Genomic DNA, 25913 nt, shown 5'->3' with positions numbered 1-25913 from the left:
GGGCCCGCCGCCGGGACACCCCCAACCCCCACGCCACCCCCCATAACCCCCCCCACCCCCCCGAGGGGCCCCCGCCCCCCCGGTCGGGCGCCCATCGGCGTGCGGTCCGTCGTGGGCTGCTTGATCACCGTGTTGACGTCCTTCGCCGAGAGCAGCGGTGGGCGGTGCTGCGGTTGGCCGGGGTAAGCGGGGCGCCCATCGGCGTTCGGTCCGTCGTGGTGGGCGTCGCTGTGGTCCGTCCGTTGCGGGGTCGCAGCGGTCTGTCCGTTGCGGGGTCGCTGTGGTCTGTCCGTTGCGGCGGCGTCGCCGCTGTTCCGCCCGCCGCGCCAGCCTTTCGCCTGACGTCTCCGGCGTGTGGCCCGATGTCTGGCCCTTGTGCGGTCAGCGGTCTGCCTTGTGCGGCTCGACGTGTGCCCCGAGGTCCTGCCGTTGCGGCCTGAGAGCCTGCGGCGCATGGCTCGGGGCCCTTGGCGTGCCTACCCGAGGTCTGCGACGCCCAGTTGGGCGTCCCCGGCGGGCTGGCCCGCGATGATCGTCTCGGTTTCCGTGAAAGTCGGGGTGTCCTGGGTGTTGTACCGCCGCACAGCCACGCCATTGACCCCGAAAATCCATCTCGCAGCTGTGACTCAAGAGATCTTGGACAGTTTCCGTTCCGTGCTAACGGAAACTGTCCAAGATCTCTCGTCAGCTCCGCTTGAACGACGCCATCAGCCTCCCCCTCCGGTCGGATGCGGCGGTCTCAATGACCTCATGTTGGCCCGTTGGCCCGTTGGCCCGTTGGTCCAGTGGCGCGGGTAGCCCGGTCGGGCCGCCGGTGGTCCGGGTGGTTCGGTGTTCCGGCGGTCGGTGGTCCGCCGGGCCGGGTGGCGGTGGTGCGGGGGCGGTGGTGCGGGTGTTCCAGCGGTCTGTGCTCCGGTCGGTGGTCCGCCGGGCGGGTGGCCGGTGGTGGGTGCGGCTGCGGTGGAACGTGCCCTTGTTCACCAAGTCGTGATCGTCTGGTGAGTGAAGTCGGTTTGGATTTTCGATGGGTCGGGCAATTAACGGTCACGACAGGAAGCACACACACCGTGTGTCAGACATTCTTTGAAGGAGGGTGGCCGTGGAGCTCACCGTGTGGGGCATCATCACTGCGATCGTTGTTGGTCTCATCGTCGGCGCGCTCGGCCGTCTGGTCGTCCCGGGCCGGCAGAACATGCCGATCTGGCTGCACATGCTGATCGGTATCGGCGCCGCGCTGCTGGGCACCGTCCTGGCGCGGGCCATCGGCATCGCGACCGAGACGAGCGGCGTCGACTGGGGCGAGCTGCTGGTGCAGGTTGTGGTGGCTGCGATCGCGGTCGCGCTGGTGGCCGGCGTGGGTGGCCGCCGCCGCGTCACCCGATAACGAGCCGGCGTGGGTGGCCGCCGCGTCACCCGATAACGACCCGGCATCATCTGACGACACAGCACCACTGGTAGGACAGCACGAAGGAGCGCCCGGCCGAGAGCCGGGCGCTCCTTCGTGGTGAAGTGCCCGACTTTGGCCTGATGTCGGACCGCCGGTCGTCGGGCCTTTGCGGTACGGTCGCCACGCTTCGGCCAGTTCTGCCCTCTGTCGTAAAGGAATTCTCCGTACTAGGGTGCGGCGGAGAAGGTTAGTTCCAAGCGGCGCGAGGGGAGAAGTGGCGTGAACAGGTGGAAGCGGCTGGCCCCGGTCACCGCCATGGTGGCCTCGGCCGCGATGGTGCTGACCGGCTGTGGAGGCTCCGGCGACGACGCGGCCGACGACAGCAAGCTCACGGTCTGGATGATGGGCGAGGGCGGGGACGCGCAGAACTCCTTCTTGGACGGGGTCGAGGCCGAGTTCCGCCAGAAGCACCCCGACACCGACGTGGTCGTGCAGTACATCCCCTGGTTGGAAGCGCCCAAGAAGTTCCAGGCCGCACTCGCCGGCGGTGAGGGGCCGGACATCACCGAGCTGGGCAACACCGAGACTCAGGGTTGGGCCGCCCAGGAGGCGCTCGCCGACGTGAGTGCTCGGATGGGCGGCTGGGCCGACGGCAAGGATCTGCTGCCCGACCTGGTGCGCAACGCGCAGCTCGACGGCAAGCAGTACGGCGTGCCCTGGTACGCGGGTGTGCGCGCGATCTACTACCGCACCGACTGGTTCGCCGAGGCCGGCGTGCAGCCCCCGAAGACCTGGGACGAGCTGGTCACGGTGGCCAAGGCCGTGCAGGCGAAGAAGAAGGGCACCTACGGCATCGCGCTGCCCGGCAATTCCGAGCTGCCCTTCTACTCCTTCCTCTGGGGCGCGGGCGGCGAGATCGCCAGTAACCAGGGCGGCACCTGGAAGTCCGGCTACACCACTCCCGAGGCGCAGCGGGCCGTCAAGTTCTGGACCGACCTGGTGACCGTGCACAAGGTGGCCCCGCCGGCGGCGGCGGGTTGGAACGAGATCGACGCGCGTACCCAGTTCGCCACCGGTAAGGCCGCGATGGCCTTCGCCGGTAGCTGGCAGCAGGGCGCCATCAAGAAGGACAACCCCGAGATCGAGAAGGTCTGGGGTACGTTCCCGATCCCCGGCCCGGACGGCAAGGCGGCACCCGGTTTCGCCGGCGGCTCGGACGTGGCGATCTGGAAGGACAGCGAGCGGCAGGACCTGGCCTGGGACTACCTGACCGTGCTGCTGAACAAGAAGAACGCGCAGAGCTTCGCGAGCAGCCTCGGCTTCTTCCCGGTCTACCAGGACCTGGTTTCCGGTGGCACGTACGCGAACGACAAGGTGATGGCGGCGTTCGCCACCACCATGCAGAACACCAAGCTCACGCCGCTCACCCCGAAGTGGGTGGAGGTCAGCCGGACGAAGACGGTGACCCAGGCGATGAACAGCTCGGTCATGAAGGGTCAGAAGACGGTCGAGAAGGCTACCGCCGACGCGGCCGGTGAGATGGAAAGCATTCTCAACGCCAAGTGACCACGTTGACCGAGGCGCCGGAGGCGGCCGCCGCGCGGGAGACCCCCGCGCGGCGGCGTCGCCGGGTGGACCGCCTGCCCTACCTGCTGCTCCTGCCCGCCTTACTGATCATCGGGGTGCTGCTGCTCTGGCCGCTCGGCCAGGTGGTGGTGATGTCCTTCTACCGGCTGAACAGCGTCCGGCAACTGCGCGGCGACCGGGAGTGGCCGTGGGTGGGGCTCGGCAACTACACCGACATCCTGTCCGACCCGTTCTTCCTGACCGTGCTGCGCAACACGGTCCTGTTCGCCGCGGCCAACGTGCTGCTCACCATGGTGCTCGGCACCCTGGTGGGGCTGCTGCTGAACCGGCTCGGTCGCAAGATGGCGACGTTCGTGGCCAGTTGCGTGATGCTCGCCTGGGCCACCCCGGCGCTGACCGGCACGATCGTCTGGAAGTGGATCTTCGACGACACGAGCGGCCTGGTCACCTGGCTGTTCAACGCGCTGCCGGACGGCCTGTCCAACTCCCTCTTCGGCCGCAGCGACTGGACCGGCTACGGCTGGTTCAACTCGCCGCTGCTGTTCTTCGCCATCCTCACCCTCGTGGTGGTCTGGCACTCGTTCCCGTTCATCGCGGTGAGCGTGCTCGCCGGTCTCAAGAGCGTGCCGAGCGAGTTGCACGAGGCGGCCCGGGTGGACGGCGCCAGCCCGTGGCGGGTCTTCTGGAAGATCACCTTCCCGTTGCTGCGCCCGGTCTTCGGGATCCTGATCGTGCTCTCCACGATCTGGGACTTCAAGGTCTTCACCCAGCAGTTCGTGCTGGCCGGCGGCACCCAGGACCGGCCGACGTTCATGCTCGCCATCTACTCGTACGCCGAAGCCTTCTCTCCGCCGCCGAAGTACGGGCTCGGCGCGGCCATCGCGGTGATCCTCACGCTGATCCTGCTGGTGGTCACCGGCTTCTACGTACGGATGGTGCTCAGGCAGGAGGACGAGTCGTGAAGAAGGTCGCCCTCAACGGCGCCGGGCTGCTGGTCGCGCTCTTCGCGGCGTTCCCGGTCTACTGGATGATCTCCACCTCGCTGAAGCCGAGCAGGGAGATCTTCTCGTCCACTCCGCAGCCGGTGCCGGCGCACCCGACGCTTGAGCATTACCGGGAGATTCTGACCGGCAACCTGATCCCGGGCGTGAGCTTCGTCGACTTCTTCGTCAACAGCGCGCTGGTCGCGGTCTCCACAGTGGTGCTCAGTGGCCTGGTGGCGTTGCTCGCCGCGACCGCGGTGGCCCGGTTCCGCTTCAAGCTGCGGACCAGCTTCCTGATCATGCTGTTGGTGGTGCAGATGATCCCCCTGGAGGCGTTGGTCATCCCGCTCTTCCTGATGATCCAGCGGCTGGGGCTCTACAACACCCTGCCCAGCCTGATCCTCACGTACCTGGGCTTCTCGCTGCCGTTCGCGGTGTGGATGCTGCGCGGCTTCGTGGCCGCGGTGCCGAAGGAACTGGAGGAGGCGGCGGCGATCGACGGGGCCAGCCGGGCCCAGACGTTCCGCCGGGTGCTCTTCCCCCTCGTCGCGCCGGGCCTGGTGGCGACAAGCATCTTCTCCTTCATCACGGCGTGGAACGAGCTGATCTTCGCGTTGACGTTCATCAACGACCAGGGTCGCTACACGCTGCCGGTGGCGATGACCTTCTTCTTCGGTCGGGACGACACCAACTGGGGGCCGGTGATGGCCGCGTCCACCCTGTTCACCCTGCCGGTCATCATCTTCTTCCTGCTGGTGCAGCGTCGGATGGTCTCCGGTCTGGTGGCTGGCGCGGTGAAGGGCTGACCACGCGCCGCGAGGGCTGGCGCCGATGCCGACCCCCGCGCCGCGAGGGCGGGCCCACGCTGTGGACCCTATTAGGCTGACGGTCATGACGGGCAGGGTGGCAGCGGTGAACCTCGGCATCGTGACCGAGGCTGGATGGGCCGGCGACGCGAGCGGTCGCAGCGGCATCGACAAGAGGCCTGTCGACGGCCCGGTGCCGCTGCTCACCGGCGGTCTGGCGGGCGACTTCATCGGCGAGCGAGCTCATCACGGTGGCCCTGACCAGGCGGTCTACGCCTACGCGGAGGAGGACGCCGCCTGGTGGGCGACCGAACTGGGCCGCGCCATCCGACCGGGCGGCTTCGGCGAGAACCTGACCACCTACGCGGTCGACGTGACGGGTGCGGTGATCGGCGAGCAGTGGCAGGTCGGTTCCGCCCTTCTCCAGGTCACCAAGCCGCGCACCCCGTGCACCACCTTCGCCGGGTTCTGGGGCGTACCGGATCTGATCAAGCGGTTCACCGTCCGGGCGTCGCCCGGCGCCTACCTGCGCGTGCTGCGCGAGGGGGAGGTCGGCGCGGGCGACCCGGTCGAGGTGGTGGACCGGCCCGCGCACGGTGTGACCATCGGCGAGGTGTTCCGGGCGACCAGCCTGGAGCCGGAGTTGTTGCCTCGGTTGCTCGACGCCGAGGACCTGCCGGAGCCGATCCGGGAGAAGGCCCGCCGGCGGCTCACGCTGTGACAGTCACCGGCGCGGCCCTCACCGCATCAGGATGTCGTCGATATGGGCGGTGGTGCCGCCCCAGGCGGCAAGCGTGAGCTTTCCGCAGCCGGCGCTCTCCGTCTCGGCGAACTCGCCGGCCGGGATCCCGTCCACCTTCACGGAGTAGGTCGAGCCCCGCGCCGAGACCGCGACGTGGCGGGTCTGTCGCAGGTCGGCGACCGGATACGAGCCGCCGCCGACTCCACCGACGCCTGGTGTCGGCAGGGAGGAGAACTTGGCGATGAAGGTGCCGTCGGAGTCCAGGTAGAGGATGATCGCGTCGCCGGTCGCCTGGTCGTTGTCGAGACCGCCGCGGGGGAGCACCGCCAGCCCGTAGTAGTCGACCGTGCCGGCCCCGAGCCGAACGTCGAACTCGACAGTGCCGTCGCACATCATGTGGTCCTTGAGGTACGCACCCCACTGGCTCTCGATGCTGTCCGGTGTGTCGATCCGTAGTGCTGTTCCGTCAGCGACGAGGCTGAATGGCCCGTGCGTCCCGCCGAAGCGCTGGAAGCTGCTCGCGGCAACATACGGCGACCGTGGCGGCTCGCTCTTGCCGTTGGCCCCCGGCCGGCCGGCGGCAGATCTCGTGGCGGGGCCCGGAGTCACCTTCGGGCTGGTCGACTGCCGGACTGACGCAGTCGGCGTGGGCGTGGCGCTCGTGGAGGCCTGCGCCGGCACTGTGGGGACCTGCGCCGGCACAGTCGTGGTGTCGGCCCGAGGTGGAGAGGACTGTCCGGCCGGCAGACGGCCTTCCAGGAACGTGAAGATCGACGCTGCCACGAGGAGCAGCGCGAAGATGCCGACGACCCATCGGTCGGTCAGCTTCCGCGGTGGTTTGATCCAGTTCCCGACGACACCGAGCGACACGCCGAGAAGGAGCAGCGCCAGGGCGATGCCGTCGGTCATGCGGCACAGGGTACGGCCTGACCGGTGCGGTGCCTTTGAAGTGTCGGTTAGCTGAAACTCCCACCCGTCGCGCCGACGGGAACGGCCCCCTGTCATGCCGAAGGGCGATGACCGGGGGCCGTTCTGACGAGCAGTGGATCAGCGGAGCCAGGGAATGTTGCGGTCCAGCAGGCCGCGCTCCTTGAGCTCCTTGCGCAGCGGGATCTCGTCGTCGACGTACCCGTCCCAGTTGATGCCCCAGTAGTTGGCGGTGTGGGTGCCCTCACCGATCAGCTGGCGCTGCACCGGGGTGCGGTTCTGGTACCACTCGCCGTTCACGTCGGGGTGCAGCTCGTCCAGCGGACGAATCCACCGGTAGGTGTAGCCGATGAAGAGCATCTTGCGGGTGATGGTCGACAGGTTCGTCGACCGCGAGTGCCACTGCCGGCGGTCGAAGATGAAGGCGTCGCCCGGGTTGGCGGTGATCTCCACCGTGCCCTCCGGGTCCGGGTTCTGCACGGTGAGGTCCGCCGGCCGGGGCAGCGAGTTCTTCAGGTGGCTGCCCGGGATGACCTTGGTGGCGCCGCGGCCGGTCTCGGAGAGGTCGGACAGCACGTACGCGACCTTCAGCGAGAACATCGGCCGGGGCAGGTTCGGGTCCATCGTCTCCGGGTCGGAGTTCTGCCGGTACCCGTCCTGGTGCCAACCCCAGTACGGCTTCTCCGGCTCGGCGGCCGGCGGGGTGACGTCCAGGTGGTTGTGGTGCGTGTAGATGTTCCAGCCGGCCAGCCCCCACATGTACGGGAAGGCGATCGGGTGGGTCAGCAGCTCACCGAAGAGCTCGTCGCGCTCCAGGAAGCCCAGCAGGTGCAGGGTGCCGTCCTTCTTGGTGGTGCCCTTCGCCTGCTCTTCCGCGTAGACGCGGTCGACCGCCGCCTCCAGCGCCGCCCGGTGGTCCTCCGTCAGGACGTTGCGCAGCAGGAGGAAGCCCTGCTCGTGGAACTCCTTGCGGTCAGTGTCGCTGATCGGTTCGTAACCGGTCCGGTCGCCGTAATCGAACACCGCGTCGTACCCCTCCCCATGAGGTGAATCCTTTTCTGGCACAGGCCGCCGATCGTAACGCGGTCGCCTATGCGGCGGGGAGGCTGTGTTGCGGTATTGGGCCACAGTGGGACCGCCCGCAGTGAGAGAAACGCGCAGAGTGAGATTAGGCAATCAATAACGCCATTTGGTACGCCGTGCCCGATTGTGCGGTGACTGCCGGTAAAGAGATCCGGCTCGTCAGCCCTCGTTGAACACCTCGGCCACCACCTGGCCGGCGGGGCTCTGCTGGCCATTCACCCGTTCCCACGAGCCGTCCCGGGCGGTCCACTCCAGGTCGCCGAAGCGAACCCGCTTCACCCCGTGGTCCTGCGCGTGCGACACCAGCCAGTGCGCGTACCGCCAGCCGTCGCGCTGGTCGCCCGGAGTCACCGCCAGCCCGGTCGGGTCGGTCGCGTCGGTGCCCTTCAGCCCCCAGTCCAGCACCAGGTTGCGGGTCAGCTGCGCGGCCGCCGCCGCGCCGTGCATCGCCGGGGTACGCCCCACCGTGCAGGCGACCGCGCCACTGGCGTCGCCGAGCAGGGCCCGACTGAGCACCTCGGAGTCGTCGGCCCACTTCTGGTACGCCTCGGGGAACGCCGAGCGCTGCACCCGCTGGGCGGCATCGGTGACCCGCATCTCCTCCCAGCCGCGCACCTTCTTGAGGGCCGCGTAGAACCGGTTGGCCGCGTAGCGCGGGTCGCGGATCTGCGCCGGAGTGCCCCAGCCCTGGCTCGGTCGCTGCTGGAACAGGCCGACCGAGTCGCGGTCACCGTCGGCGAGGTTGCGCAGCCCGGACTCCTGGTACGCGGTGGCGAGGGCGACCACGACGGCGCGCTCCGGCATACCACGCTTCGCGCCGATCGCCGCGATGGTCGCCGCGTTGGCCATCTGGTCGGCGTCCAGGGCGACCCGTCCGTCGGCCTGGACCGTGCACTTCCGTGCCACCCGCGGCAACGTGAGGTTGTCGCCCACCTGCCGTACGACGAGCCAGATCGCGATCACGGCGACGAGGATGAGCACCACTCCACCCGCCACGGTTGCCCGAGTTCGCACCCACACCCCCAGATCGACAGTCCGCCAAGCGTACGTCCCCGTACGCCCTTGCCGGGTCGTCCGAGCGGTTCGGGCCCAGCCTGGCCACCTCCGACCGGTTCGGGGCGGCTCCGCTGTCGCGTACCGGTTGGCGACGTTCCCGCTCCGGTCGCGTTCTCACCTGCTCGGTCGTTCTGTCACCCGCCCCGACCCTCAGTCGTCCAGAGCGGGCACCCAGCGCGCTGGTCTCTTCTCCCGGAAGGCCATGACCCCCTCGCGTCCCTCCTCGGAGAGGAAGTAGCCGGTCGAGACGGCGGAGAGTCGGGCCAGGTCGGCGCGCAGCTCGGCGGTACCCGGTCGGCGCAGCAGCTCCTTCGCGCCGGCCAGCGCCCCGGGCGCGCCGCGCACCAGCGAGTCGCAGTAGCCGCGTACCGCGTCGTCCAACCCGCCCGCCGGGACCGAGGCCGTGACCAGGCCGATCTCGGCGGCCCGGCGACCGTCGAAGGTGTCCCCGGTCAGGTACAGCTCGGCGGCGGCGCGGGGGTGCAGCCGGGGCAGCACGGTCGCCGAGATCACCGCCGGGATCACCCCGATGCGTACCTCGGTGAACGCGAACGTCGCCTCGTCGGCGCAGACCGCCAGGTCGGCGGCGGCGATCAGGCCCAGCCCGCCGGCCCGCGCCGCCCCGCCGACCCGGGCCAGCACCGGCTTCGGGCACTCCCAGAGCGCGGCGAGCACGTCGCCCAGCATGCCGGCCGGCACCGTCCCGCTGGCGTACGCCGCGGCGGTCTCCTTCAGGTCCGCGCCCGAGCAGAAGACCGGGCCGGTGTGGTCCAGCACGATCGCTCGGACCGCCTCGTCGGCCACCGCGTCCGCCAGTCCGGCCAGCAGCTGGGTCATCAGGGCGGTGGACAGGGCGTTGCGGTTGTGCGGGCTGTCCAGCGTGAGGGTGGTCACCCCGCGGGCCGTGGCGACCCGCACGAGGACGTCGGGAGAGGTCATGCCGGGCACACTAGTGGCCATGCCCGGCGTCCTTCCAGATGGTGAGACCGTCCCCGTCGACGGATCGTTGCCCGCCACCGCCACCGCAGCGGTCGGCGCGCGCGGCTTCGGCGTGTACGTGCACGTGCCGTTCTGCGCCAGCCGCTGCGGCTACTGCGACTTCAACACCTACACCGCCGCCGAGCTGGGCGGCGGTGCCAGCCGGGAGGGGTACGCCGACACGGTCCTGGCCGAGCTGACGCTCGCCGCCCGGGTGCTCGGCGACACCCCGCCGCCCCGGGTCGACACCGTCTTCGTCGGCGGCGGCACGCCCACCCTGCTCCCCGCCGACGACCTGGCCCGCATCCTGGACGGCATCGACCGCACCTGGGGGCTGGCCGCCGACGCCGAGGTGACCACCGAGGCCAACCCGGAGTCGGTCACCCCGGAATCGTTGAAGCTGCTGCGGGCCGCCGGCTACACCCGGATCTCGCTGGGCATGCAGTCCGCCTCCCCGGGGGTGCTGGCGATCCTGGACCGCAAACACAGCGCCGGACGGGCCACCGCAGCCGCGCTGGAGGCGCGCGACGCCGGGTTCGAGCACGTCAACCTGGACCTGATCTACGGCACCCCGGGGGAGCGGGCCGAGGACTTCGCCGCCTCGCTGGAGCAGGTCGTCGCCGCCGGGGTGGACCACGTCAGCGCGTACGCCCTGATCGTCGAGGACGGCACCCGGCTCGCCGCCCGGATGCGGCGCGGCGAGCTGGCGTACCCCAGTGACGACGTGGCGGCGGACCGCTACCTGGCTGCGGAGGCCGCGCTCGACGCGGCCGGGCTCTCCTGGTACGAGGTCTCCAACTGGGCCCGCACCGAGGAGGCCCGCTGCCGGCACAACCTGCTCTACTGGACCGGCGCGGACTGGTGGGGGCTGGGGCCGGGGGCGCACAGCCACGTCGGCGGGGTGCGCTGGTGGAACGTGAAACACCCCACGGCGTACGCCCAGCGGTTGGCCGCCGGCGCGTCTCCCGGCCTGGCCCGGGAGGTGCTCACTGTCGACGAGGCGCACATGGAGGACGTGATGCTGCGGCTGCGGCTGGCCAGCGGCCTCCCCCTGAAGGTGCTCGACGCCACCGGCCGGGCCGGTGCCGAGCGGGCGCTGGCCGACGGCCTGCTGGCTGCCGACGCGTACGCGGCCGGCCGGGCCGTGCTCACCCTGCGCGGCCGCCTGCTGGCCGACGCGGTGGTCCGCGACCTGCTGCCCTGAGCAGGCCCGCTGCCCCCGGATGAGGGCAGCGGTGTTCCGGACCGGCCGGGGGAGCGGCCGGCCCGGTTCACTTGATGAAGTTGGCGGAGAGCGGGTAGCGGTAGAGCTGCCCCTCGTTGGCCTTGATGCCGGCGATGATGCCGAACACGGCACCGAGGATGAGGGCAGCCCCGACCCCGATGAAGCCGATCACGATGCAGGACAGCACCCAGCCGACCAGGCCGATGATCGACCAGAGGAGCTGGAAGTTGAGCGCCGTGACGGCGTGCGCGCGGACCGTGGGGGACTGGTTGCCTCGGGCCAGCATCGCCACCAACGGGGCGATCCAGCCCAGCACACCGCCGCTGATGATCATCCCGGCTGCGCCGCCGAAGTGCGCGACCAGGGCCCAGGTCTTGTCCTCGTTGTTGGCGTAACCGCCGCCGGGGCCGCCGTAGGCCCCGCCGGCCGGGTAGCCGCCAGGTGGGGGATAGCCCCCGGGCGGCGGGTAGCCGCCTGCCGGAGGGTAGCCGCCTGACGGCGGTTGGTCACCGGTGGGCGGCGGATAGCCACCGGGCGGGGGATAGCCGGCCGGGCCGGGTGCCCCGGACAGTGGTGCGGTGGGCGGCTCGGCCGACGGGAACGGGCCCGGAAAGGTGGGCTCCGGCGGGTAGTTGCCGGGGTCGCCCGGTCCGGGAGGGCGAGGAGGTTCAGTCATGGATGTCACGGTAGGGGCCGGTGGCAACGCCGCACCAGAGCGACACCGCCGCGCCGTGGGGGCCGATCGGCCCAGCGGGGGTGGCGTGGGCCGCACCGACGGGTGGCCGTTGATCATCGCGTCGGCGGGCCTGCCGACGTAGACTGGCACTCGCTACAGTCGAGTGCCAGGACGGCCCGGCCGGCCCAGAGCGCCGGCGGCCGACGTGCGACAGGAGGTGCGGAGGATGGGTCTCGACGACCGGAAACTCGCAGTGCTCCGCGCCATCGTCGAAGACTACGTCTCCACCCAGGAGCCGGTCGGCAGCAAGGCGTTGGTCGAGCGGCACCAGCTCGGGGTCTCCCCGGCCACGGTCCGCAACGACATGGCCGTGCTGGAGGAGGAGGGCTACATCCGGCAGCCGCACACCAGTGCCGGCCGGGTGCCCACCGACCGCGGGTACCGGCTCTTCGTCGACCGGTTGTCCCGGGTCAAGCCGCTGAGCCCGGCCGAGCGCCGGGCCATCGAGCGCTTCCTGGTCGGCGCGGTCGACCTCGACGACGTGGTGCACCGCACGGTACGCCTGCTCGCCCAGCTGACCCGGCAGGTCGCCGTCGTGCAGTACCCGAGCCTGGCCCGCTCCTCGGTGCGTCACCTGGAGCTGGTGCCGATCTCCACCACCCGGCTGATGCTCGTCATGATCGCGGACACCGGGCGGGTGGAGCAGCGACTCGTTGAGCTGCCCGGCCCGGTGCCCGCCGACGACGTCACCGACCTGCGCCGACTGATCAACGAGAAGCTCGCCAACGCCCGGCTCTCCGAGACGCCACCGCTGGTGCAGGCGCTGGTCGAGGAAGCGCCGACCGGGCTGCGCCCGACCATGACGACGCTCGCCACAGTGCTGCTGGAGACGCTTGTCGAGCGGCACGAGGAGCGGATCGCGCTCGCCGGCACCGCGAACCTCACCCGGGGCGGCCTGCTCGACTTCCAGGGCTCGCTGCGGCCGATCCTCGAGGCTCTGGAGGAGGAGGTCGTGCTGCTCAAGCTCATCGGTGAGACCGAGCCGAGCACGACCCGGGTGCTGATCGGCGACGAGAACGAGTTCGACAACCTGCGCGCCGCCTCGGTGGTCAGCACCGGGTACGGCCCGGGCACCACCATCGTGGGCGGCCTGGGGGTGCTGGGGCCCACCCGGATGGACTACCCCGGCAACATCGCCACGGTGCGCGCCGTGGCACGCTACGTGGGCGAGTTGCTGGCCCAGAACTGATTGGTCAGGGCCGACGCGGCCGGCTGCGGCCGCCGACCGGCGCAACGCGAGACGAACATGAGGACACGGAACGCAGTGGCCAGGGACTACTACGGCATTCTCGGTGTGAGCCGGGAAGCCTCCGATGACGAGATCAAGCGTGCCTACCGCAAGCTGGCGCGCCAGTTCCACCCGGACGTCAATCCGGACCCGGAGGCTCAGGAGAAGTTCAAGGACATCAACGCCGCGTACGAGGTCCTCTCGGACGACCGGAAGCGGCAGATCGTCGACCTCGGTGGCGACCCGCTCGCCCCGGGTGGTGGCGGCGCCGGCGGCCCGGGCGGCCCCGGAGGCGCCGGCCCGTTCGTCGGTTTCCAGGACATCATGGACGCCTTCTTCGGCGGTGCCGGCGCTGGCGCCCGTGGCCCACGGCCGCGGACCCGGCCGGGCGCCGACGCGATCCTGCGACTCGAACTCGACCTGCACGAGACGGCGTTCGGCGTCGAGGCCCCGATCACCGTCGACACCGCTGTGCTCTGCACCACCTGCTCCGGCGCCGGCACCGCCGCCGGCACCCACCTGGCGACCTGTGAGGCGTGCGGCGGTCGGGGCGAGGTGCAGTCGGTGCAGCGCACCTTCCTCGGCCAGGTGGTCTCCGCCCGGCCGTGCACCGTGTGCCAGGGCTACGGCACCACCATCCCGCACCCCTGCCCCACCTGCGCCGGCGACGGCCGGGTGCGTACCCGCCGCTCGCTGACCGTCAAGATCCCGGCCGGCGTCGAGGACGGCATGCGGATCCGGTTGGCCCAGCAGGGCGAGGTCGGCCCCGGTGGCGGCACCGCCGGCGACCTCTACGTGGAGATCCACGAGCGCCCGCACGACGTGTACTCCCGCAAGGGCGACGACCTGCACTGCCGGGTCACCGTGCCGATGACGGCGGCGGCGCTGGGCACCCGGCTGACCATAAAGACGCTGGACAGCGAGGAGACCGTCGACGTCAAGGCCGGCACCCAGCCGGCCAGCACGCTGCGACTGCGCGCCCGGGGTGTGCCGCACCTGCGCGGCACCGGCCGGGGCGACCTCTACGTGCACCTGGACGTGCGGACGCCCACCAAGCTCGACCCGGACCAGGAGAAGATGCTGCGCGACTTCGCGAAGACCCGTGGTGAGGAGGTCGCCGAGTTGTCCAAGCAGGGCGGCTTCTTCTCCCGGATGCGCGACGCGTTCAACGGGCACGCCTGAGGTGTCCGCACCGCTGTTCCTGGTCGAGGCGCTGCCCACCGGCGACGCGCTGACAGTGGACGGCCCGGAGGGGCACCACGCCGCCACCGTGCAGCGGTTGCGCGTCGGCGAGGAGCTGCTGCTCGCCGACGGCCGCGGTGGCACGGCCGCCGCCGTGGTCACCGCCGTCGGCCGGGGCAGCCTGGAGGTCACCATCACCTCCCGGGGGTACGCGGACGCGCCGGTCCCCCGGATCGTGGTGGTGCAGGGCATCGCCAAGGGCGACCGGGGCGAGTTGGCCGTGCAGGCGATGACCGAGGTCGGGGTGGACGAGATCGTGCCCTGGGCGGCGTCGCGCTCGGTCACCCAGTGGCGCGGTGACCGGGGCGTACGCGCCCGGGAGAAGTGGGTGGCCACCGCCCGGGAGGCCGCCAAGCAGGCCCGCCGGCCGTGGCTGCCGGTGGTGGCCGGTGCGCCGGACGAGTCCACCGCAACGGTGGCCCGCCGGATCGCCGGTGCCGCCGCCGGGTTCGTGCTGCACGAGGAGGCCGAGGAGCGGCTGACGACCGCCGAGCTGCCGACCGCCGGTGAGATCGTGCTGGTGGTCGGCCCGGAGGGTGGCATCGCCCCGGCCGAGCTGAGCGCCTTCCGGGAGGCCGGCGGGCGACCCGTACGCCTCGGGCCGGCGGTGCTGCGCACCTCGACGGCCGGGGTGGCGGCGCTCAGCGTGCTCGCCACCCGCCTCGGCCGCTGGTAGCACGGCGCCGCGCATCCTCAGCGAGATCTTGGAAGGATCGCGCCCCTGGAAGGGCCTTTTCGTTCCAAGATCTAGTCGGAACGGGCGGTCAGCTGCGCAGGTAGGAGGCGCCGTTGAGGTCGACGATCGTGCCGGAGGCCCACTCGGCCCGCGGCGAGGCCAGCCAGTGCACGGCGGCGGCGATCTCCTCCGGTTTGCCCACCCGGTCGAACGGGCTCTGCGCCCGGATCGCCGCGCCCTCCTCACCGCGCAGGTACTCGCTGACCATGTCGGTCGCCACGAAGCCCGGCGCGACGGTGGCCACCGCGATGCCGTACGGCGCGAGCGCCACGGCGAGGGACTGGCCCAGCGCGTTCAGCCCCGCCTTGCTGGCGCCGTACGCCGGCTGGTGCGGCTCGCCGCGGAACGCGCCCCGGGACGAGACGTTGACGATCCGCCCGCCGCGTTCCCGCATGTGCTGGGCGGCGCACCAGATGACGTTGCCGGCCCCGGTCAGGTTGGTCTCCAGCACCTGCCGCCAGCGCTGCTGCCACTCCTGGTACGAAGCACCGAAGATCGGGTGCGGGTCGTCGCGGTCGCCGTACGTGCCGGCGTTGTTGACCAGCACGTCCAGCCCGCCGAGCAGCTCGGCGGCCCGGTCCACCATGACCCGGACCGCGTCCGGATCGGTGAGGTCGGCGCGGACCACCACGTGCCCAGCGCCGGGCAGCTGCGCGCGCAACTCCTCGGCCGCGTCGGCCGAGTCGCGGTGGTGGATCGCCACCCGGTCGCCGCCCGCCGCGAACGCCTCCGCCACCGCACGGCCGATCCCGCGCGAGGCCCCGGTCACCAGTACCGCCCGATCCGTCATGCCGGCCATCCTGCCTCAGCGGTACCTTCCCGGCGAACAGGCCGGCGGCACATGCTGCGCCGCAGCGCCCCCGGCCCGGAAGTCCTTACACTGCCCCGATGGGATCCGACTGCCTGTTCTGCCGCATCGTCGCCGGGGAGATCCCGGCCACCGTGGTCCGGGAGACCGACACCACGCTCGCCTTCCGCGACATCGACCCGAAGGCGCCGGTGCACATCCTGGTCATTCCGAAGGAGCACTACGCCGACGTCGCCACGCTCGCCGAGGGTGACCCCGCGCTGGCCGCCGACGTGCTGGCCACGTCCGCCGCCGTGGCCGAGGACGAGGGCCTGCTCGGCGACGGTTTCCGGCTGATGTTCAACACCGGCGCGTACGGCGGGCAGGAGGTGTTCCACGCGCACGCGCACCTGCTCGGTGGTGCGCCGCTCGGCCCGATGCTCGCCCGGAACCTGGCGTGACCGACTCCGACGGCCGCGTGCACGACCACCTGGGTCGGTTGGTGCGGCGGGTGCAGGCCGAAGCCCGGATCCCGGCGGTGTCGGTGGCGCTGCACCGGGCCGACCGACCGCTCTGGAGCTACACCGTCGGCGAGACCGGCACCGACAGCCCGCTGGGGCCGGGCACCCAGTTCCGGATCGGCTCGGTCACCAAGACGTTCACCGCGGTGCTGATCCTGCAGTGCCGCGACGACGGGCTGCTGGACCTGGACGACCCGGTGGGCCGACACCTGGACCTCCCGGCGCACGGCGAGCTGACCGTACGCCGGTTGCTGTCGCACACCGGCGGCCTGCAACGCGAGCCGTTCGGGGATGTCTGGGACAGCCTGCGCGCACCGGACGCCGACCAACTGGTCGCGGAGCTGGACCGGGCCGAGCGGGTGCTGCCGACCGGCCGTCGGTTCCATTACTCCAACCTGGGCCTGGCCGTGCTCGGCCAACTCGTCGCCCGGCTCCGGGGCGGCAGTTGGGCGCAGGCGCTCACCGAGCGGATCCTGACCCCGCTGGGGCTGACCGACACCACAGTGACCCCACGGCCGTCGGCGGCCACCGGCTTCCTGGTCGACGCGTACTCCGACGAGGCGCACCCGGAACCGCCGACCGACTTCGGCGCGGTCGGCCCGGCCGCCCAGCTCTGGAGCACCGCGACCGACATGGCCCGCTGGGCGGCGTTCCTGGCCGACCCGGCGGCGCTGGACCCGGCCGGCGCGGTCCTCGCCCCGGCCACCCTGGACGAGATGCGCTGGCCGCTGACCACCACCGACGAGACGCTCTGGGGCGCGGGCTTCGGGCTCGGGCTGATCCTGATCCCGCAGGGGGAACGGGTGATGCACGTGGGGCACGACGGGGCGATGCCCGGTTTCCTCGCCGGGGTGTACGGCCGCCGCGGCGGTGACGGCACGGCCGGCGCGATGGGCGCAGCGGTGCTCGGCTCGTCCGGCACGGCGACCGAGCTGTTCGATCTGCCGCACCGGTTGCTCGCCGCGGCGGTCGAGCAGGACCCGGCCGAGATCGCGCCCTGGCGACCCGGCCCATCCGCGCCGGCGGCCCTGCGGGGTGCGCTCGGCCGGTGGTGGGGCGAGGGTTCCGAGTACGTCTTCTCCTGGCACGACGGCACCCTGCGGGCGCGCGGGGTCGGTGACCCGGCCGGACGACCACCGGCGATCTTCACCCCGCTGGCGGACCAGCCGGACGTGTTCCGGGTGGTCTCCGGTCGGGAGGTCGGTGAGCTGCTGCGGCTGACCCGGGACGAGGCCGGCGTGGTGGTCCGGATGCACTGGGCGACGTACCGGTTCACCCGCCACCAGGAGACCTTCGACAGGTACGACTTCCGGGCCGGGAGTTGATCGCGGCCAGCGGAAATGGGCGCGATGCGGCCCGCGTTGAACCGATACGATGGGTGTAACGTCCGCACGCCAGGCCAGCAGGCCGGCGCCGAGATCGAGAGCAGGTGGCGCAGGGCCCTTCGGCCCGACCTATGACCGGCACCCCACCTCCCGGCCCGCCCCGGGTGCAGACCAGGATCACCGTGCCCGACCCGAAGATCATGGTCAACCTGCTCGGCGCAGGCGACGAGATCCTTCGACTCGTCGAACGCTCGGTCAACAGCGACGTGCACGTCCGCGGCAACGAGATCACCATCACCGGTGACCCCGCGGACAACGCTCTCGCCGAGCGGGTCTTCAGCGAGCTCCTCGAACTCATCGAGAAAGGCGAGACCCTGACCACTGACGCCGTCCGGCGTACCGTCGGCATGCTCGAGCAGGGCAGCGCCGAGCGGCCCGCCGAGGTCCTGACCCTCAACATCCTCTCCCGGCGCGGGCGCACCATCCGCCCCAAGACGCTCGGGCAGAAGAAGTACGTCGACGCCATCGACACCCACACCATCGTCTTCGGCATTGGCCCGGCCGGCACCGGAAAGACCTACCTGGCGATGGCGAAGGCCGTCCAGGCGTTGCAGGCCAAGCAGGTCAACCGGATCATCCTGACCCGGCCGGCCGTCGAGGCGGGCGAGCGACTGGGCTTCCTGCCCGGCACGCTCAACGAGAAGATCGACCCGTACCTGCGCCCGCTCTACGACGCCCTGCACGAGATGCTCGACCCGGAGACGATCCCGAAGCTGATGGCCCAGGGGACGATCGAGGTCGCCCCGCTGGCCTACATGCGAGGTCGTACGCTCTCCGACGCGTTCATCATCCTGGACGAGGCGCAGAACACCACGCCCGAGCAGATGAAGATGTTCCTCACCCGACTCGGCTTCAACTCCAAGATCGTCGTGACCGGTGACATCACCCAGGTGGACCTTCCCGGTGGGACGAGCAGCGGCCTGCGGGTGGTTCGGGAGATCCTGGAAAACGTCGAGGACGTGCACTTCTCCCAGTTGTCCAGCTCCGACGTGGTCCGCCACCGGCTGGTCGGGGAAATCGTCGACGCGTACGCCCGCTGGGACGCCGAGCGGGAGAATCAGCAGGCGCAGGGCGTTCACGCCGTGCCTGGGCGACCCGCCCAGGGCGGCCGGGCCGGCCGCCGCCGCTAAAGCAGAGGAAAGCAGTTGTCCATCGAGATCGCCAACGAGTCCGGTGTCGACGTCGACACCGACGCCGTGCTCGCCGTCGCCCGGCACGCCCTCGACGAGATGGGGGTCAACCCCCTCGCCGAGCTGTCCGTGCTGCTGGTCGACATCGACTACATGACCGAGCTGAACCACCGCTGGATGGGTGGCGACGGCCCGACCGACGTGCTCGCCTTCCCCATGGACGAGGGCAGCGTCGACCACGGCCCGGGTGAGTCCGCTCCGGCCGGCGGCGAGCCCGCCCTGCTCGGCGACATCGTGCTCTGCCCCGAGGTGGCGGCCAAGCAGGCGGCCACCGCCGGGCACGCGCCGGCCGACGAGCTGCACCTGCTCACCGTGCACGGGGTGCTGCACCTGCTCGGCTACGACCACGCCGAGCCGGAGGAGGAGCGGGAGATGTTCGCCCTCCAGGCTCGACTGCTGGCGAGCTGGCGGTCGACCCGCACCCAGTGATGTCCACTCCTCCGTTACTGGCGGCCGGTGCCACTGCCGGCCTTCCCGACATTCAGCTGATCGTCTTCGCGGCCGGTCTGGTGGTGCTGGCCGGCCTGATCGCGATGACCGAGGCGGCGCTCGCCGCGGTCTCCCCGGCCCGAGCCGCCGAGCTGGCCCGCGACGGCGTGCGCGGCGCCCGTACCCTTCAGGTCGTCGCCGGCGACGTCGTCCGGCACCTCAACCTGCTCCTGCTGTTGCGGCTGCTCGCCGAACTGACCGCCACCACGCTGGTGGCGCTCGTGGCGGTGGACAGCTTCGGCGCCGGCTGGCGGGCCGCGCTGGTGACCGCTGGCGCGATGACAGTGGTCAGCTTCGTGGTGGTGGGCGTCGCCCCGCGCACCATCGGCCGGCAGCACGCCTACGCCGTGGGCCGTGCGGTGGCGCCGCTGGTCCGCTGGCTGGGCCGGGCGCTCAACCCGCTCGCGTCGTTGCTGATCCTGATCGGCAACGCGGTCACCCCGGGGCGCGGCTTTCGGGAAGGTCCGTTCGCCAGCCAGGTGGAGCTGCGGGAGCTGGTCGACCTGGCCGAGCAGCGCGGCGTGGTCGAGCACGGTGAGCGCCAGATGATCCACTCCGTCTTCGCGCTCGGTGACACCATCGCCCGCGAGGTGATGGTGCCGCGTACGGAGATGGTGTGGATCGAGGAGGGCAAGACGCTCGAGCAGGCGCTGGCGCTCTTCCTGCGGTCCGGTTTCTCCCGCATCCCCGTGATCGGTGAGAGCGTCGACGACGTGCTGGGTGTGCTCTACCTCAAGGACCTGATCCGGCGCTCCCGTGGCGGGGGCCCGGGGGCCGAGCAGTTGCCGGTGGCCGAGCTGATGCGCCCGGCGACCTTCGTACCGGAGTCCAAGCCCGTCGACGACCTGCTGTCGGAGATGCAGGCGGCCCGCAACCACCTGGTCATCGTGGTCGACGAGTACGGCGGCACCGGCGGCCTGGTCACCATCGAGGACATCCTCGAGGAGATCGTCGGCGAGATCACCGACGAGTACGATGTCGAACGGCCGCCCGTCGAACGTCTGGCGGACTCTGCGGTGCGGGTGACCGCCCGCCTGCCGGTGGAGAATCTCGGCGAGCTGTTCGACACCAACCTGCCCACCGACGAGGTGGAGACGGTCGGCGGTCTGCTCGCCCAGTCGCTGGGGCGGGTGCCGATCCCGGGCGCCGAGGCCGAGGTCGCTGGTCTGCGCCTGGTCGCCGAGGGCACCACCGGCCGGCGCAACCGGATCGACACCGTCCTGGTCAGCCGGGTGGAGCCGGGCCACGAGCAGGACAATGCGGGGCGTGGCGAGCACGCCGGCCCCGGAGACGACACGGACAACTATCGAGACGACGAGAGGCAACCCGCCGATGCCTGACACACCCGCCGCGCCTGCCGCCCGGCCCACCCCCACCGCGTCGGGAGCGCTGAGCGCCGAGGACGGCAAGCTCGTCGTCCTGGCCCGGGGAGCCCGCGCCCGGGTCGGGGCCGTGGAGGGCGCCGCGGTCCGCGACCAGGACGGCCGGACGTACGCGGCGGCCAGTGTCGCGCTGCCGTCGCTGACGCTCACCGCGTTGCAGCTTGCGGTCGCGTCGGCCGTGGCGGCCGGGGCGAGTCGGCTGGAGGCCGCGGTGGTGGTGACCGAGGCGTCGACGCTGGACGGTGCCGGGCACGCGGCGGTGCGGGACCTCGCGGTCGACGCACCGGTCCACCTGGCCGCCCCGGACGGCACGGTCCTCGGCACGGTGACCCAGTGAGCCCGGTGCGGGATCCGGAGCCGCGACCGTACCGGGCCGGGTTCGGCTGTTTCGTCGGTCGTCCCAACGCCGGCAAGTCGACGCTGACCAACGCCATCGTCGGCACCAAGATCGCCATCACCTCGAACAAGCCGCAAACCACCCGGCACGTCATCCGGGCGGTGCTGCACCGACCCGAGTCGCAGCTGGTCCTGGTCGACACGCCGGGCCTGCACCGCCCCCGTACGCTGCTCGGCGAACGCCTCAACGACCTGGTCCGGTCCACCTGGACCGAGGTCGACGTGATCGGGCTGTGCATTCCGGCGGACGAGCCGGTGGGGCGCGGTGACCGGTTCATCACCGGCGAGCTGGCCGAGTTGAAGGCGACAGTGCTGGCGGTGGTCACCAAGACCGACCTGGTGGACAAGCGTCGGCTGGCGGAGCAGCTGCTAGCGGTCAGCAAGATGGGAGAGTTCGCCGAGATCGTGCCGGTGAGCGCGGTGTCCGGGCACCAGGTGGACACCCTCGTCGACGTGATGACCAGCTACCTGCCGCCGTCGCCGCAGCTCTACCCGGACGACATGCTCACCGATGATCCCGAGCAGGTGCTGGTCGCCGAACTGATCCGGGAGGCCGCCCTGGAGGGGGTCCGCGACGAGCTGCCGCACTCCATCGCCGTGGTGGTGGAGGAGATGATCCCCGAGGGTCAGGTCATGAAAATCTACGCCGACCTGTACGTGGAGCGGCCCAGCCAGAAGGCCATCGTGCTCGGGCACAAGGCGAGTCGGCTCAAGGAGGTCGGCACCACCGCCCGCAAGCAGATCGAGGAGCTGCTCGGCAGCCGGGTCTACCTCGACCTGCACGTGCGGGTCGCGAAGGATTGGCAGCGCGACCCGAGGCAGCTGCGCAAGCTGGGCTTCTGACCCGCCTCGTCGAGCGGCGGCCCCGGCCGGCGTCGTCGCCTCCGGGCGGGATGTTCACCTCCGGTTGGGGTCGCAGCCGTTTCACGCGGGCAACGGGCGGGGTAGGGAGATGTATCCCGAGCCCCCAACCCTGGCAGGCTGATGCGCAACAGGTACCTCGACCTCCTCCGTTCCCTGGCCATCGTTCGAGTGGTGGTCTACCACGTCACCGGATGGGCGACCCTCACCATCGTCTTCCCCGCCATGTCGGTGATGTTCGCGCTGGCGGGCTCGCTGATGGCCGCGTCGCTGGCCCGCTCCGGGCCGGCGGCGGTCGGGCGTCGGCTGCGTCGGCTGCTGCCGTCGCTGTGGGTGCTCGCGGTGGTCTTCGTACCGGCCATGCTGTTCACCGGGCTGGCGGTGAGCCCCGGGGTGCTGCTGTGGCTGTTCCCGATCGCCGACCCGCCGGCCAACCACTGGGGCGCGCTGGCGCTCAGCGTCATCTGGTACCTGCGCGACTACCTGTGGTTCGTGCTCGCCTCGCCGATCGCGTTCTGGCTGTTCCGGCGGGCCCCGGTGTCGACCCTGCTCGCCCCGTACCTCCTGCTGGTGACGATCGAGGTGGGGATCTACCCGGCACCACCGGTGCTGCGTGAGTTCGGGCTCTACTTCGGAGCGTGGCTGCTCGGCTTCGCGCACCACGCCGGGATGCTGCGCCGGCTGTCCGGTCGGGTGCTCTATCCACTGGCGCTCACCCTCGCCGTGGGCGGCGGCGCCTGGATCGTCGGACATCCCGGGCCGCGCGGGTACGACCTGAACGGCAACCCCCTGGGTAACGCCCTCTGGTCGGCCGCGTTCATCCTGATCGTGCTGGGTCGGGCTCCGGCCGGGATCGCCTGGCTGAGCCGGAGCCGACTGGCCGATCGGGCGGTCACCCTGCTCAACCGGCGGGCGCTCACCATCTACCTCTGGCACATGCCGTTCGTGGTGGCGCTCACTCCGCTTGTCGACGTGGTGGGCTGGTCCCACCAGGACCCGGTGGGCCTGGCCATCCGGGTGCTGCTGGTCTTCGCCCTGGTCGGGCTCGTCACCCTGGTCGTCGGCTGGGTCGAGGACGTCGCCGCCCGTCGCCGCCCGGAGCTGATCCCCGTTGGCTCGGCGCAGCCCGCCGCGGTCCAACCGGGCGGCGAAACGGCGGACGGGGCGACCGTGGGACGACCGGTGGTGCCGGCCCAGCGGACGGCCGGGGCGGCGACCAGCGTCGAGATCAACGCTCGCTGATCGTGAGGTTGCCGCTGTCGGCCGAACCGTCGAGCACCAGGGACGCCGCCGGGTTGTCGGCGACGGTGACGGTCTCGTCGCCGGAATCGGCGTTGGCGCGGACCCGGTAGCTGCCCTGCGGCACCAGCAGCGTGACGTCGCCGCTGGAGGCGTGGACCCGGGCCGAGGCGGGCTTGTCCAGCTCGACGTTGACATTGCCCGAGCTGGCCTCGGCGTCGACAGTGCCGCCCAGCCGGCGTGCGCTGATGTCTCCGGACGTGGCGCGCAGCCGTACCGTCGCGGCGGCCTCGCTCACCTCGATGTCGCCGGAGTGGGCCTCCACTCCGACCGCGCCCGACGCGCCGGAGATCCGCACGTCGCCCGAGCTCACCTGTAGTTGCACCGTGCCGACCCGGCTCAGCTCGACGTCGCCGGAGCTGGTCTCGCCCTGCACCGCCACGCCCTCCGGCACGGTCACCTCGTAGGAGATGCTGCACCGCGAGCCGCAGTCGGTGTCCAGTACCAGTTCGGTGCCCTTGATCTCGTACCGGGTGTTGTCCGGTTCACCGCCCTGGTAGCGCACCACCCGCTTGATCCGCACCTCGGATGCCGGGCCGGTGCCGCGGACCACCACGTCGCCCGAGCCCCCGGAGAGCCGGACCGTGGTGATCCGGACCGCCTCGGTGTTGTCGTAGTCCAGCCGGCGGAACGACAGGTTGTCGCACCCGGCGAGCACGATGAGGGTGGTGGCGAGCCCCAGCGCGACGGGGGCGACGACGCGACGACGGTGGGGCGTGGAGGTCAGGTGCAGTGCCATGAGCAGCACGCTACGGCCGGGCACGAATCGGCCGCATCGGGGTTCATCCGCGCTTGCACCCCGAACCAACCCTGATTTCACACCCCGAGGGAGAATGGCCGGATGGCCGGGTACCGCCGACAGCTCTACCGCGACGACGCGGTGGTTCTGCGTGTGCAGAAGCTCGGCGAGTCCGACCGGATCATCACCCTGCTCACCCGCCGGCACGGCCGGTTGCGGGCGGTGGCCCGAGGGGTCCGCCGCACCACCAGCAAGTTCGGCGCGCGGCTCGAGCCGTTCGGCCACGTCGACCTGCAACTCGCCGGTGACCCGAAGGGCAACCAGGGCAGCTCGCTGCACACCGTCAGCCAGGTCGAGGGGATCGACCTGTACGGCAAACGGTTCCTGGGCGACTATCCGCGCTACACCGCGGCCAGCGCGATCGCCGAGACCGCCGAGCGGCTGACCCCGGTGGAGCGGGAGCCGTCGCTGCGGCTGTTCCAGCTCACCATCGGCGCGCTGAAGGCGCTGTCCCGGGGCGAGCACGCCACCACCCTGGTGCTCGACGCGTACCTGCTGCGCGGGATGTCCCTGGCCGGCTGGGCACCGGCGCTGGTCGCCTGCGCGGTCTGCGGCACGCCCGGACGGCACCGGGCGTTCTCCGTACCGGCCGGCGGCGCGGTCTGTCCGGATTGTCGACCGCCCGGGGCGGCTCATCCCGCGCCGGCCACCATCGATCTGATGTCCGCGCTCACCACCGGCGACTGGGTGATCGCCGACGCCACCGACGCCGCCGTACGTCGGGAGTGCAGTGGGCTGGTCGCGGCTCACCTGCAGTGGCACCTGGAGCGCGCGCTACGCTCGCTGCCGCTGGTCGACCGGGGTACCTCGGCGACCGGTGCGGCCTCGCCGCCGGAAGGCACCGGGGCCGTGGTGCTCCGGCCACGTGGCGACGTCGAGGCCGGGGCGGACGGCGCGAACAGGGAGTGACCGAGTGATCCGATCGAAGAAGGCCGGCCGGCGCGAGCCGACCCCGCCGGTGCCGCACCCGTCCGGGGCCCGACCCCCGGCGTTGCCCACCGAGGCGGTGCCGAGGCACGTGGCGGTGGTGATGGACGGCAACGGCCGCTGGGCCAAGGACCGCGGGCTGCCCCGCACCAAGGGGCACGAGGCGGGGGAGCACAGCCTCTTCGACACCATCGAGGGCGCCATCGAGATGGGCATCCCGTACCTGTCGGCGTACGCGTTCTCCACCGAGAACTGGCGGCGCTCGCCCGACGAGGTCCGGTTCCTGATGGGGTTCAACCGGGACGTGATCCGTCGCCGCCGGGACCAGCTGGCCGACCTGGGCGTACGGGTGGTGTGGTCGGGTCGGCCCGGCCGGTTGTGGAAGAGCGTCATCTCCGAGTTGCAGACCGCCGAGGAGATGTCCCGCGACAACTCCACGCTGACCCTGCAGTTCTGCGTCAACTACGGCGGGCAGGCCGAGATCGGTGACGCCGCCGCCGCGATCGCCCGGGACGTGGCGGCCGGCCGGCTGGATCCGGCGAAGGTCACCGAGAAGACCGTGGCGAAGTACCTCTACCACCCGGAGATCCCGGAGGTGGACCTGTTCCTGCGCCCCTCCGGGGAGGAGCGGATCTCCAACTTCCTGCTCTGGCAGACCGCGTACGCCGAGTTGGTCTTCCTGGACACGCTCTGGCCCGACTTCGACCGCCGCCACCTCTGGTACGCCTGCGAGTTGTACGCACAGCGGGACCGACGCTTCGGCGGTGCGCTGCCCAACCCGGTCGCCCCGGTTATCTGAGCCGACGCGCTTACCCGCACGTCACTCTGGGTATCAGAGATGTCAGCAGCCACTGACGGAGGTGAACCCACATGATCCAGAAGCGCATTGCCCAGTGGGCGGTGATGGCCATCGCGGTGCCGCTGGCCGCGGCCGGCGCCCGCCGGCTCAGCCACACCCTGGAGGCCCGGCGTGGTCCCTCCGGGGCGACCCGGTTGTTGACCAAGGGCGCGGACCTGATCCGTCCGCAGAAGGCCAAGCGCCGCCGCCTGTTCTGAGTAACCCCCACCTTTCCCGACGCCGCCCGCACCCCGGTGCGGGCGGCGCCGAGCCCCCCCCCCCCCTGCCCCCCGGCCCCCCCCCCCCCCCCCCCCCCCCCCCCC

General features: G+C 71.4%; 27 protein-coding genes. 20 read left to right on the top strand and 7 right to left on the bottom strand.

Features of this window, described 5'->3' with window-relative positions; genetic code table 11:
- Positions 1-1099: 1099 nt before the first annotated feature.
- The 5 genes from ABZU52_RS24510 to ABZU52_RS24490 all read left to right on the top strand — a co-directional run bounded on the left by ABZU52_RS24510 (position 1100) and on the right by ABZU52_RS24490 (position 5484).
- Positions 1100-1384 (top strand): GlsB/YeaQ/YmgE family stress response membrane protein, encoded by a 285-nt coding sequence (locus ABZU52_RS24510; protein ID WP_124774500.1) that lies wholly within the window; start codon positions 1100-1102, stop codon positions 1382-1384.
- A 282-nt stretch (positions 1385-1666) separates the two neighbouring features.
- Positions 1667-2953, top strand: coding sequence for a sugar ABC transporter substrate-binding protein (locus ABZU52_RS24505; RefSeq protein WP_354973319.1), 1287 nt, complete (start codon positions 1667-1669; stop codon positions 2951-2953).
- Complete coding sequence (locus ABZU52_RS24500) at positions 2950-3936, top strand: sugar ABC transporter permease (protein ID WP_354973318.1); 987 nt, start codon at positions 2950-2952, stop codon at positions 3934-3936. The genes ABZU52_RS24505 and ABZU52_RS24500 overlap by 4 nt, the downstream gene beginning before the upstream one ends.
- Entirely contained in the window at positions 3933-4763 is an 831-nt protein-coding gene (locus ABZU52_RS24495) for a carbohydrate ABC transporter permease (protein WP_354973317.1), read from the top strand. Before ABZU52_RS24500 ends, ABZU52_RS24495 begins: the two co-directional genes overlap by 4 nt.
- Positions 4764-4848: 85 nt before the next feature.
- The gene (locus tag ABZU52_RS24490; RefSeq protein ID WP_354973316.1) at positions 4849-5484 is read left to right on the top strand and encodes an MOSC domain-containing protein; all 636 of its coding nucleotides are present in this window, start codon (positions 4849-4851) and stop codon (positions 5482-5484) included.
- 18 nt (positions 5485-5502) lie between these two features.
- On the opposite strand, the gene ABZU52_RS24485 is transcribed toward ABZU52_RS24490, so the two are convergent.
- The 4 genes from ABZU52_RS24485 to ABZU52_RS24470 form a co-directional block, all read right to left on the bottom strand.
- Entirely contained in the window at positions 5503-6414 is a 912-nt protein-coding gene (locus ABZU52_RS24485) for a hypothetical protein (RefSeq protein ID WP_354973315.1), read from the bottom strand.
- A 138-nt stretch (positions 6415-6552) separates the two neighbouring features.
- Positions 6553-7455: a phytanoyl-CoA dioxygenase family protein gene (locus ABZU52_RS24480; protein WP_354973314.1), complete on the bottom strand. Its 903-nt coding sequence runs from the start codon at positions 7453-7455 to the stop codon at positions 6553-6555.
- Positions 7456-7674: 219 nt separating this feature from the next.
- A complete protein-coding gene (locus ABZU52_RS24475) occupies positions 7675-8535 on the bottom strand; it encodes a hypothetical protein (RefSeq protein ID WP_354973313.1) in 861 nt (286 codons plus the stop codon).
- A gap of 186 nt (positions 8536-8721) precedes the next feature.
- Positions 8722-9510: an enoyl-CoA hydratase-related protein gene (locus tag ABZU52_RS24470; RefSeq protein ID WP_354973312.1), complete on the bottom strand. Its 789-nt coding sequence runs from the start codon at positions 9508-9510 to the stop codon at positions 8722-8724.
- 19 nt (positions 9511-9529) lie between these two features.
- Here ABZU52_RS24470 and hemW point away from each other — a divergent pair, with 19 nt between their 5' ends.
- Positions 9530-10753 (top strand): radical SAM family heme chaperone HemW, encoded by a 1224-nt coding sequence (hemW, locus tag ABZU52_RS24465; RefSeq protein ID WP_354973322.1) that lies wholly within the window; start codon positions 9530-9532, stop codon positions 10751-10753.
- A 67-nt stretch (positions 10754-10820) separates the two neighbouring features.
- On the opposite strand, the gene ABZU52_RS24460 is transcribed toward hemW, so the two are convergent.
- On the bottom strand, positions 10821-11450 hold the full coding sequence (locus ABZU52_RS24460; RefSeq protein ID WP_354973311.1) for a DUF4870 domain-containing protein: 630 nt from the start codon (positions 11448-11450) through the stop codon (positions 10821-10823).
- A 226-nt stretch (positions 11451-11676) separates the two neighbouring features.
- Here ABZU52_RS24460 and hrcA point away from each other — a divergent pair, with 226 nt between their 5' ends.
- The 3 genes from hrcA (at position 11677) to ABZU52_RS24445 (ending at position 14656) form a co-directional block, all read left to right on the top strand.
- Entirely contained in the window at positions 11677-12699 is a 1023-nt protein-coding gene (hrcA, locus tag ABZU52_RS24455) for a heat-inducible transcriptional repressor HrcA (protein WP_091409786.1), read from the top strand.
- Between the two features lie 75 nt (positions 12700-12774).
- A complete protein-coding gene (dnaJ, locus tag ABZU52_RS24450) occupies positions 12775-13920 on the top strand; it encodes a molecular chaperone DnaJ (RefSeq protein WP_354973321.1) in 1146 nt (381 codons plus the stop codon).
- Position 13921: 1 nt separating this feature from the next.
- Entirely contained in the window at positions 13922-14656 is a 735-nt protein-coding gene (locus ABZU52_RS24445; protein WP_354973310.1) for a 16S rRNA (uracil(1498)-N(3))-methyltransferase, read from the top strand.
- 88 nt (positions 14657-14744) lie between these two features.
- On the opposite strand, the gene ABZU52_RS24440 is transcribed toward ABZU52_RS24445, so the two are convergent.
- Complete coding sequence (locus ABZU52_RS24440) at positions 14745-15506, bottom strand: SDR family oxidoreductase (protein WP_354973309.1); 762 nt, start codon at positions 15504-15506, stop codon at positions 14745-14747.
- 98 nt (positions 15507-15604) lie between these two features.
- Between ABZU52_RS24440 and ABZU52_RS24435 the strand changes: the two genes are divergently transcribed.
- The 8 genes from ABZU52_RS24435 to ABZU52_RS24400 all read left to right on the top strand — a co-directional run bounded on the left by ABZU52_RS24435 (position 15605) and on the right by ABZU52_RS24400 (position 22969).
- Positions 15605-15964, top strand: a complete 360-nt coding sequence (locus tag ABZU52_RS24435; RefSeq protein WP_354973308.1) for a histidine triad nucleotide-binding protein — start codon at positions 15605-15607, stop codon at positions 15962-15964.
- Complete coding sequence (locus tag ABZU52_RS24430) at positions 15961-17349, top strand: serine hydrolase domain-containing protein (RefSeq protein ID WP_354973307.1); 1389 nt, start codon at positions 15961-15963, stop codon at positions 17347-17349. The genes ABZU52_RS24435 and ABZU52_RS24430 overlap by 4 nt, the downstream gene beginning before the upstream one ends.
- A 131-nt stretch (positions 17350-17480) precedes the next feature.
- The gene (locus ABZU52_RS24425; protein ID WP_130403659.1) at positions 17481-18539 is read left to right on the top strand and encodes a PhoH family protein; all 1059 of its coding nucleotides are present in this window, start codon (positions 17481-17483) and stop codon (positions 18537-18539) included.
- Positions 18540-18554: 15 nt separating this feature from the next.
- The gene (gene ybeY, locus ABZU52_RS24420; RefSeq protein WP_030491788.1) at positions 18555-19028 is read left to right on the top strand and encodes an rRNA maturation RNase YbeY; all 474 of its coding nucleotides are present in this window, start codon (positions 18555-18557) and stop codon (positions 19026-19028) included.
- Positions 19004-20428 carry a hemolysin family protein gene (locus ABZU52_RS24415; protein WP_354973320.1) on the top strand — a complete coding sequence of 475 codons (1425 nt, stop codon included), beginning with the start codon at positions 19004-19006 and terminating at the stop codon, positions 20426-20428. The genes ybeY and ABZU52_RS24415 overlap by 25 nt, the downstream gene beginning before the upstream one ends.
- Complete coding sequence (locus tag ABZU52_RS24410) at positions 20421-20807, top strand: cytidine deaminase (protein ID WP_354973306.1); 387 nt, start codon at positions 20421-20423, stop codon at positions 20805-20807. Before ABZU52_RS24415 ends, ABZU52_RS24410 begins: the two co-directional genes overlap by 8 nt.
- Positions 20804-21709 carry a GTPase Era gene (era, locus tag ABZU52_RS24405; protein WP_354973305.1) on the top strand — a complete coding sequence of 302 codons (906 nt, stop codon included), beginning with the start codon at positions 20804-20806 and terminating at the stop codon, positions 21707-21709. Before ABZU52_RS24410 ends, era begins: the two co-directional genes overlap by 4 nt.
- Positions 21710-21850: 141 nt before the next feature.
- A complete protein-coding gene (locus ABZU52_RS24400; RefSeq protein WP_354973304.1) occupies positions 21851-22969 on the top strand; it encodes an acyltransferase in 1119 nt (372 codons plus the stop codon).
- Here the strand turns inward: ABZU52_RS24400 and ABZU52_RS24395 are convergent.
- Positions 22956-23765 carry a DUF4097 family beta strand repeat-containing protein gene (locus ABZU52_RS24395; RefSeq protein WP_354973303.1) on the bottom strand — a complete coding sequence of 270 codons (810 nt, stop codon included), beginning with the start codon at positions 23763-23765 and terminating at the stop codon, positions 22956-22958. The genes ABZU52_RS24400 and ABZU52_RS24395 overlap by 14 nt on opposite strands.
- Before the next feature lie 102 nt (positions 23766-23867).
- Between ABZU52_RS24395 and recO the strand changes: the two genes are divergently transcribed.
- The 3 genes from recO to ABZU52_RS24380 all read left to right on the top strand — a co-directional run bounded on the left by recO (position 23868) and on the right by ABZU52_RS24380 (position 25808).
- Positions 23868-24734: a DNA repair protein RecO gene (gene recO, locus ABZU52_RS24390; RefSeq protein ID WP_354973302.1), complete on the top strand. Its 867-nt coding sequence runs from the start codon at positions 23868-23870 to the stop codon at positions 24732-24734.
- Between the two features lie 4 nt (positions 24735-24738).
- Positions 24739-25551 (top strand): isoprenyl transferase, encoded by an 813-nt coding sequence (locus ABZU52_RS24385; RefSeq protein WP_354973301.1) that lies wholly within the window; start codon positions 24739-24741, stop codon positions 25549-25551.
- 71 nt (positions 25552-25622) lie between these two features.
- Positions 25623-25808: a hypothetical protein gene (locus ABZU52_RS24380; RefSeq protein ID WP_354973300.1), complete on the top strand. Its 186-nt coding sequence runs from the start codon at positions 25623-25625 to the stop codon at positions 25806-25808.
- Positions 25809-25913 lie beyond the last annotated feature (105 nt).

This window comes from Micromonospora sp. NPDC005220, assembly GCF_040607895.1.
GTDB lineage: Bacteria > Actinomycetota > Actinomycetes > Mycobacteriales > Micromonosporaceae > Micromonospora.
Note: the sequence above shows the minus strand (reverse complement) of the source record. Positions and strands in the feature narration are given on the sequence as shown.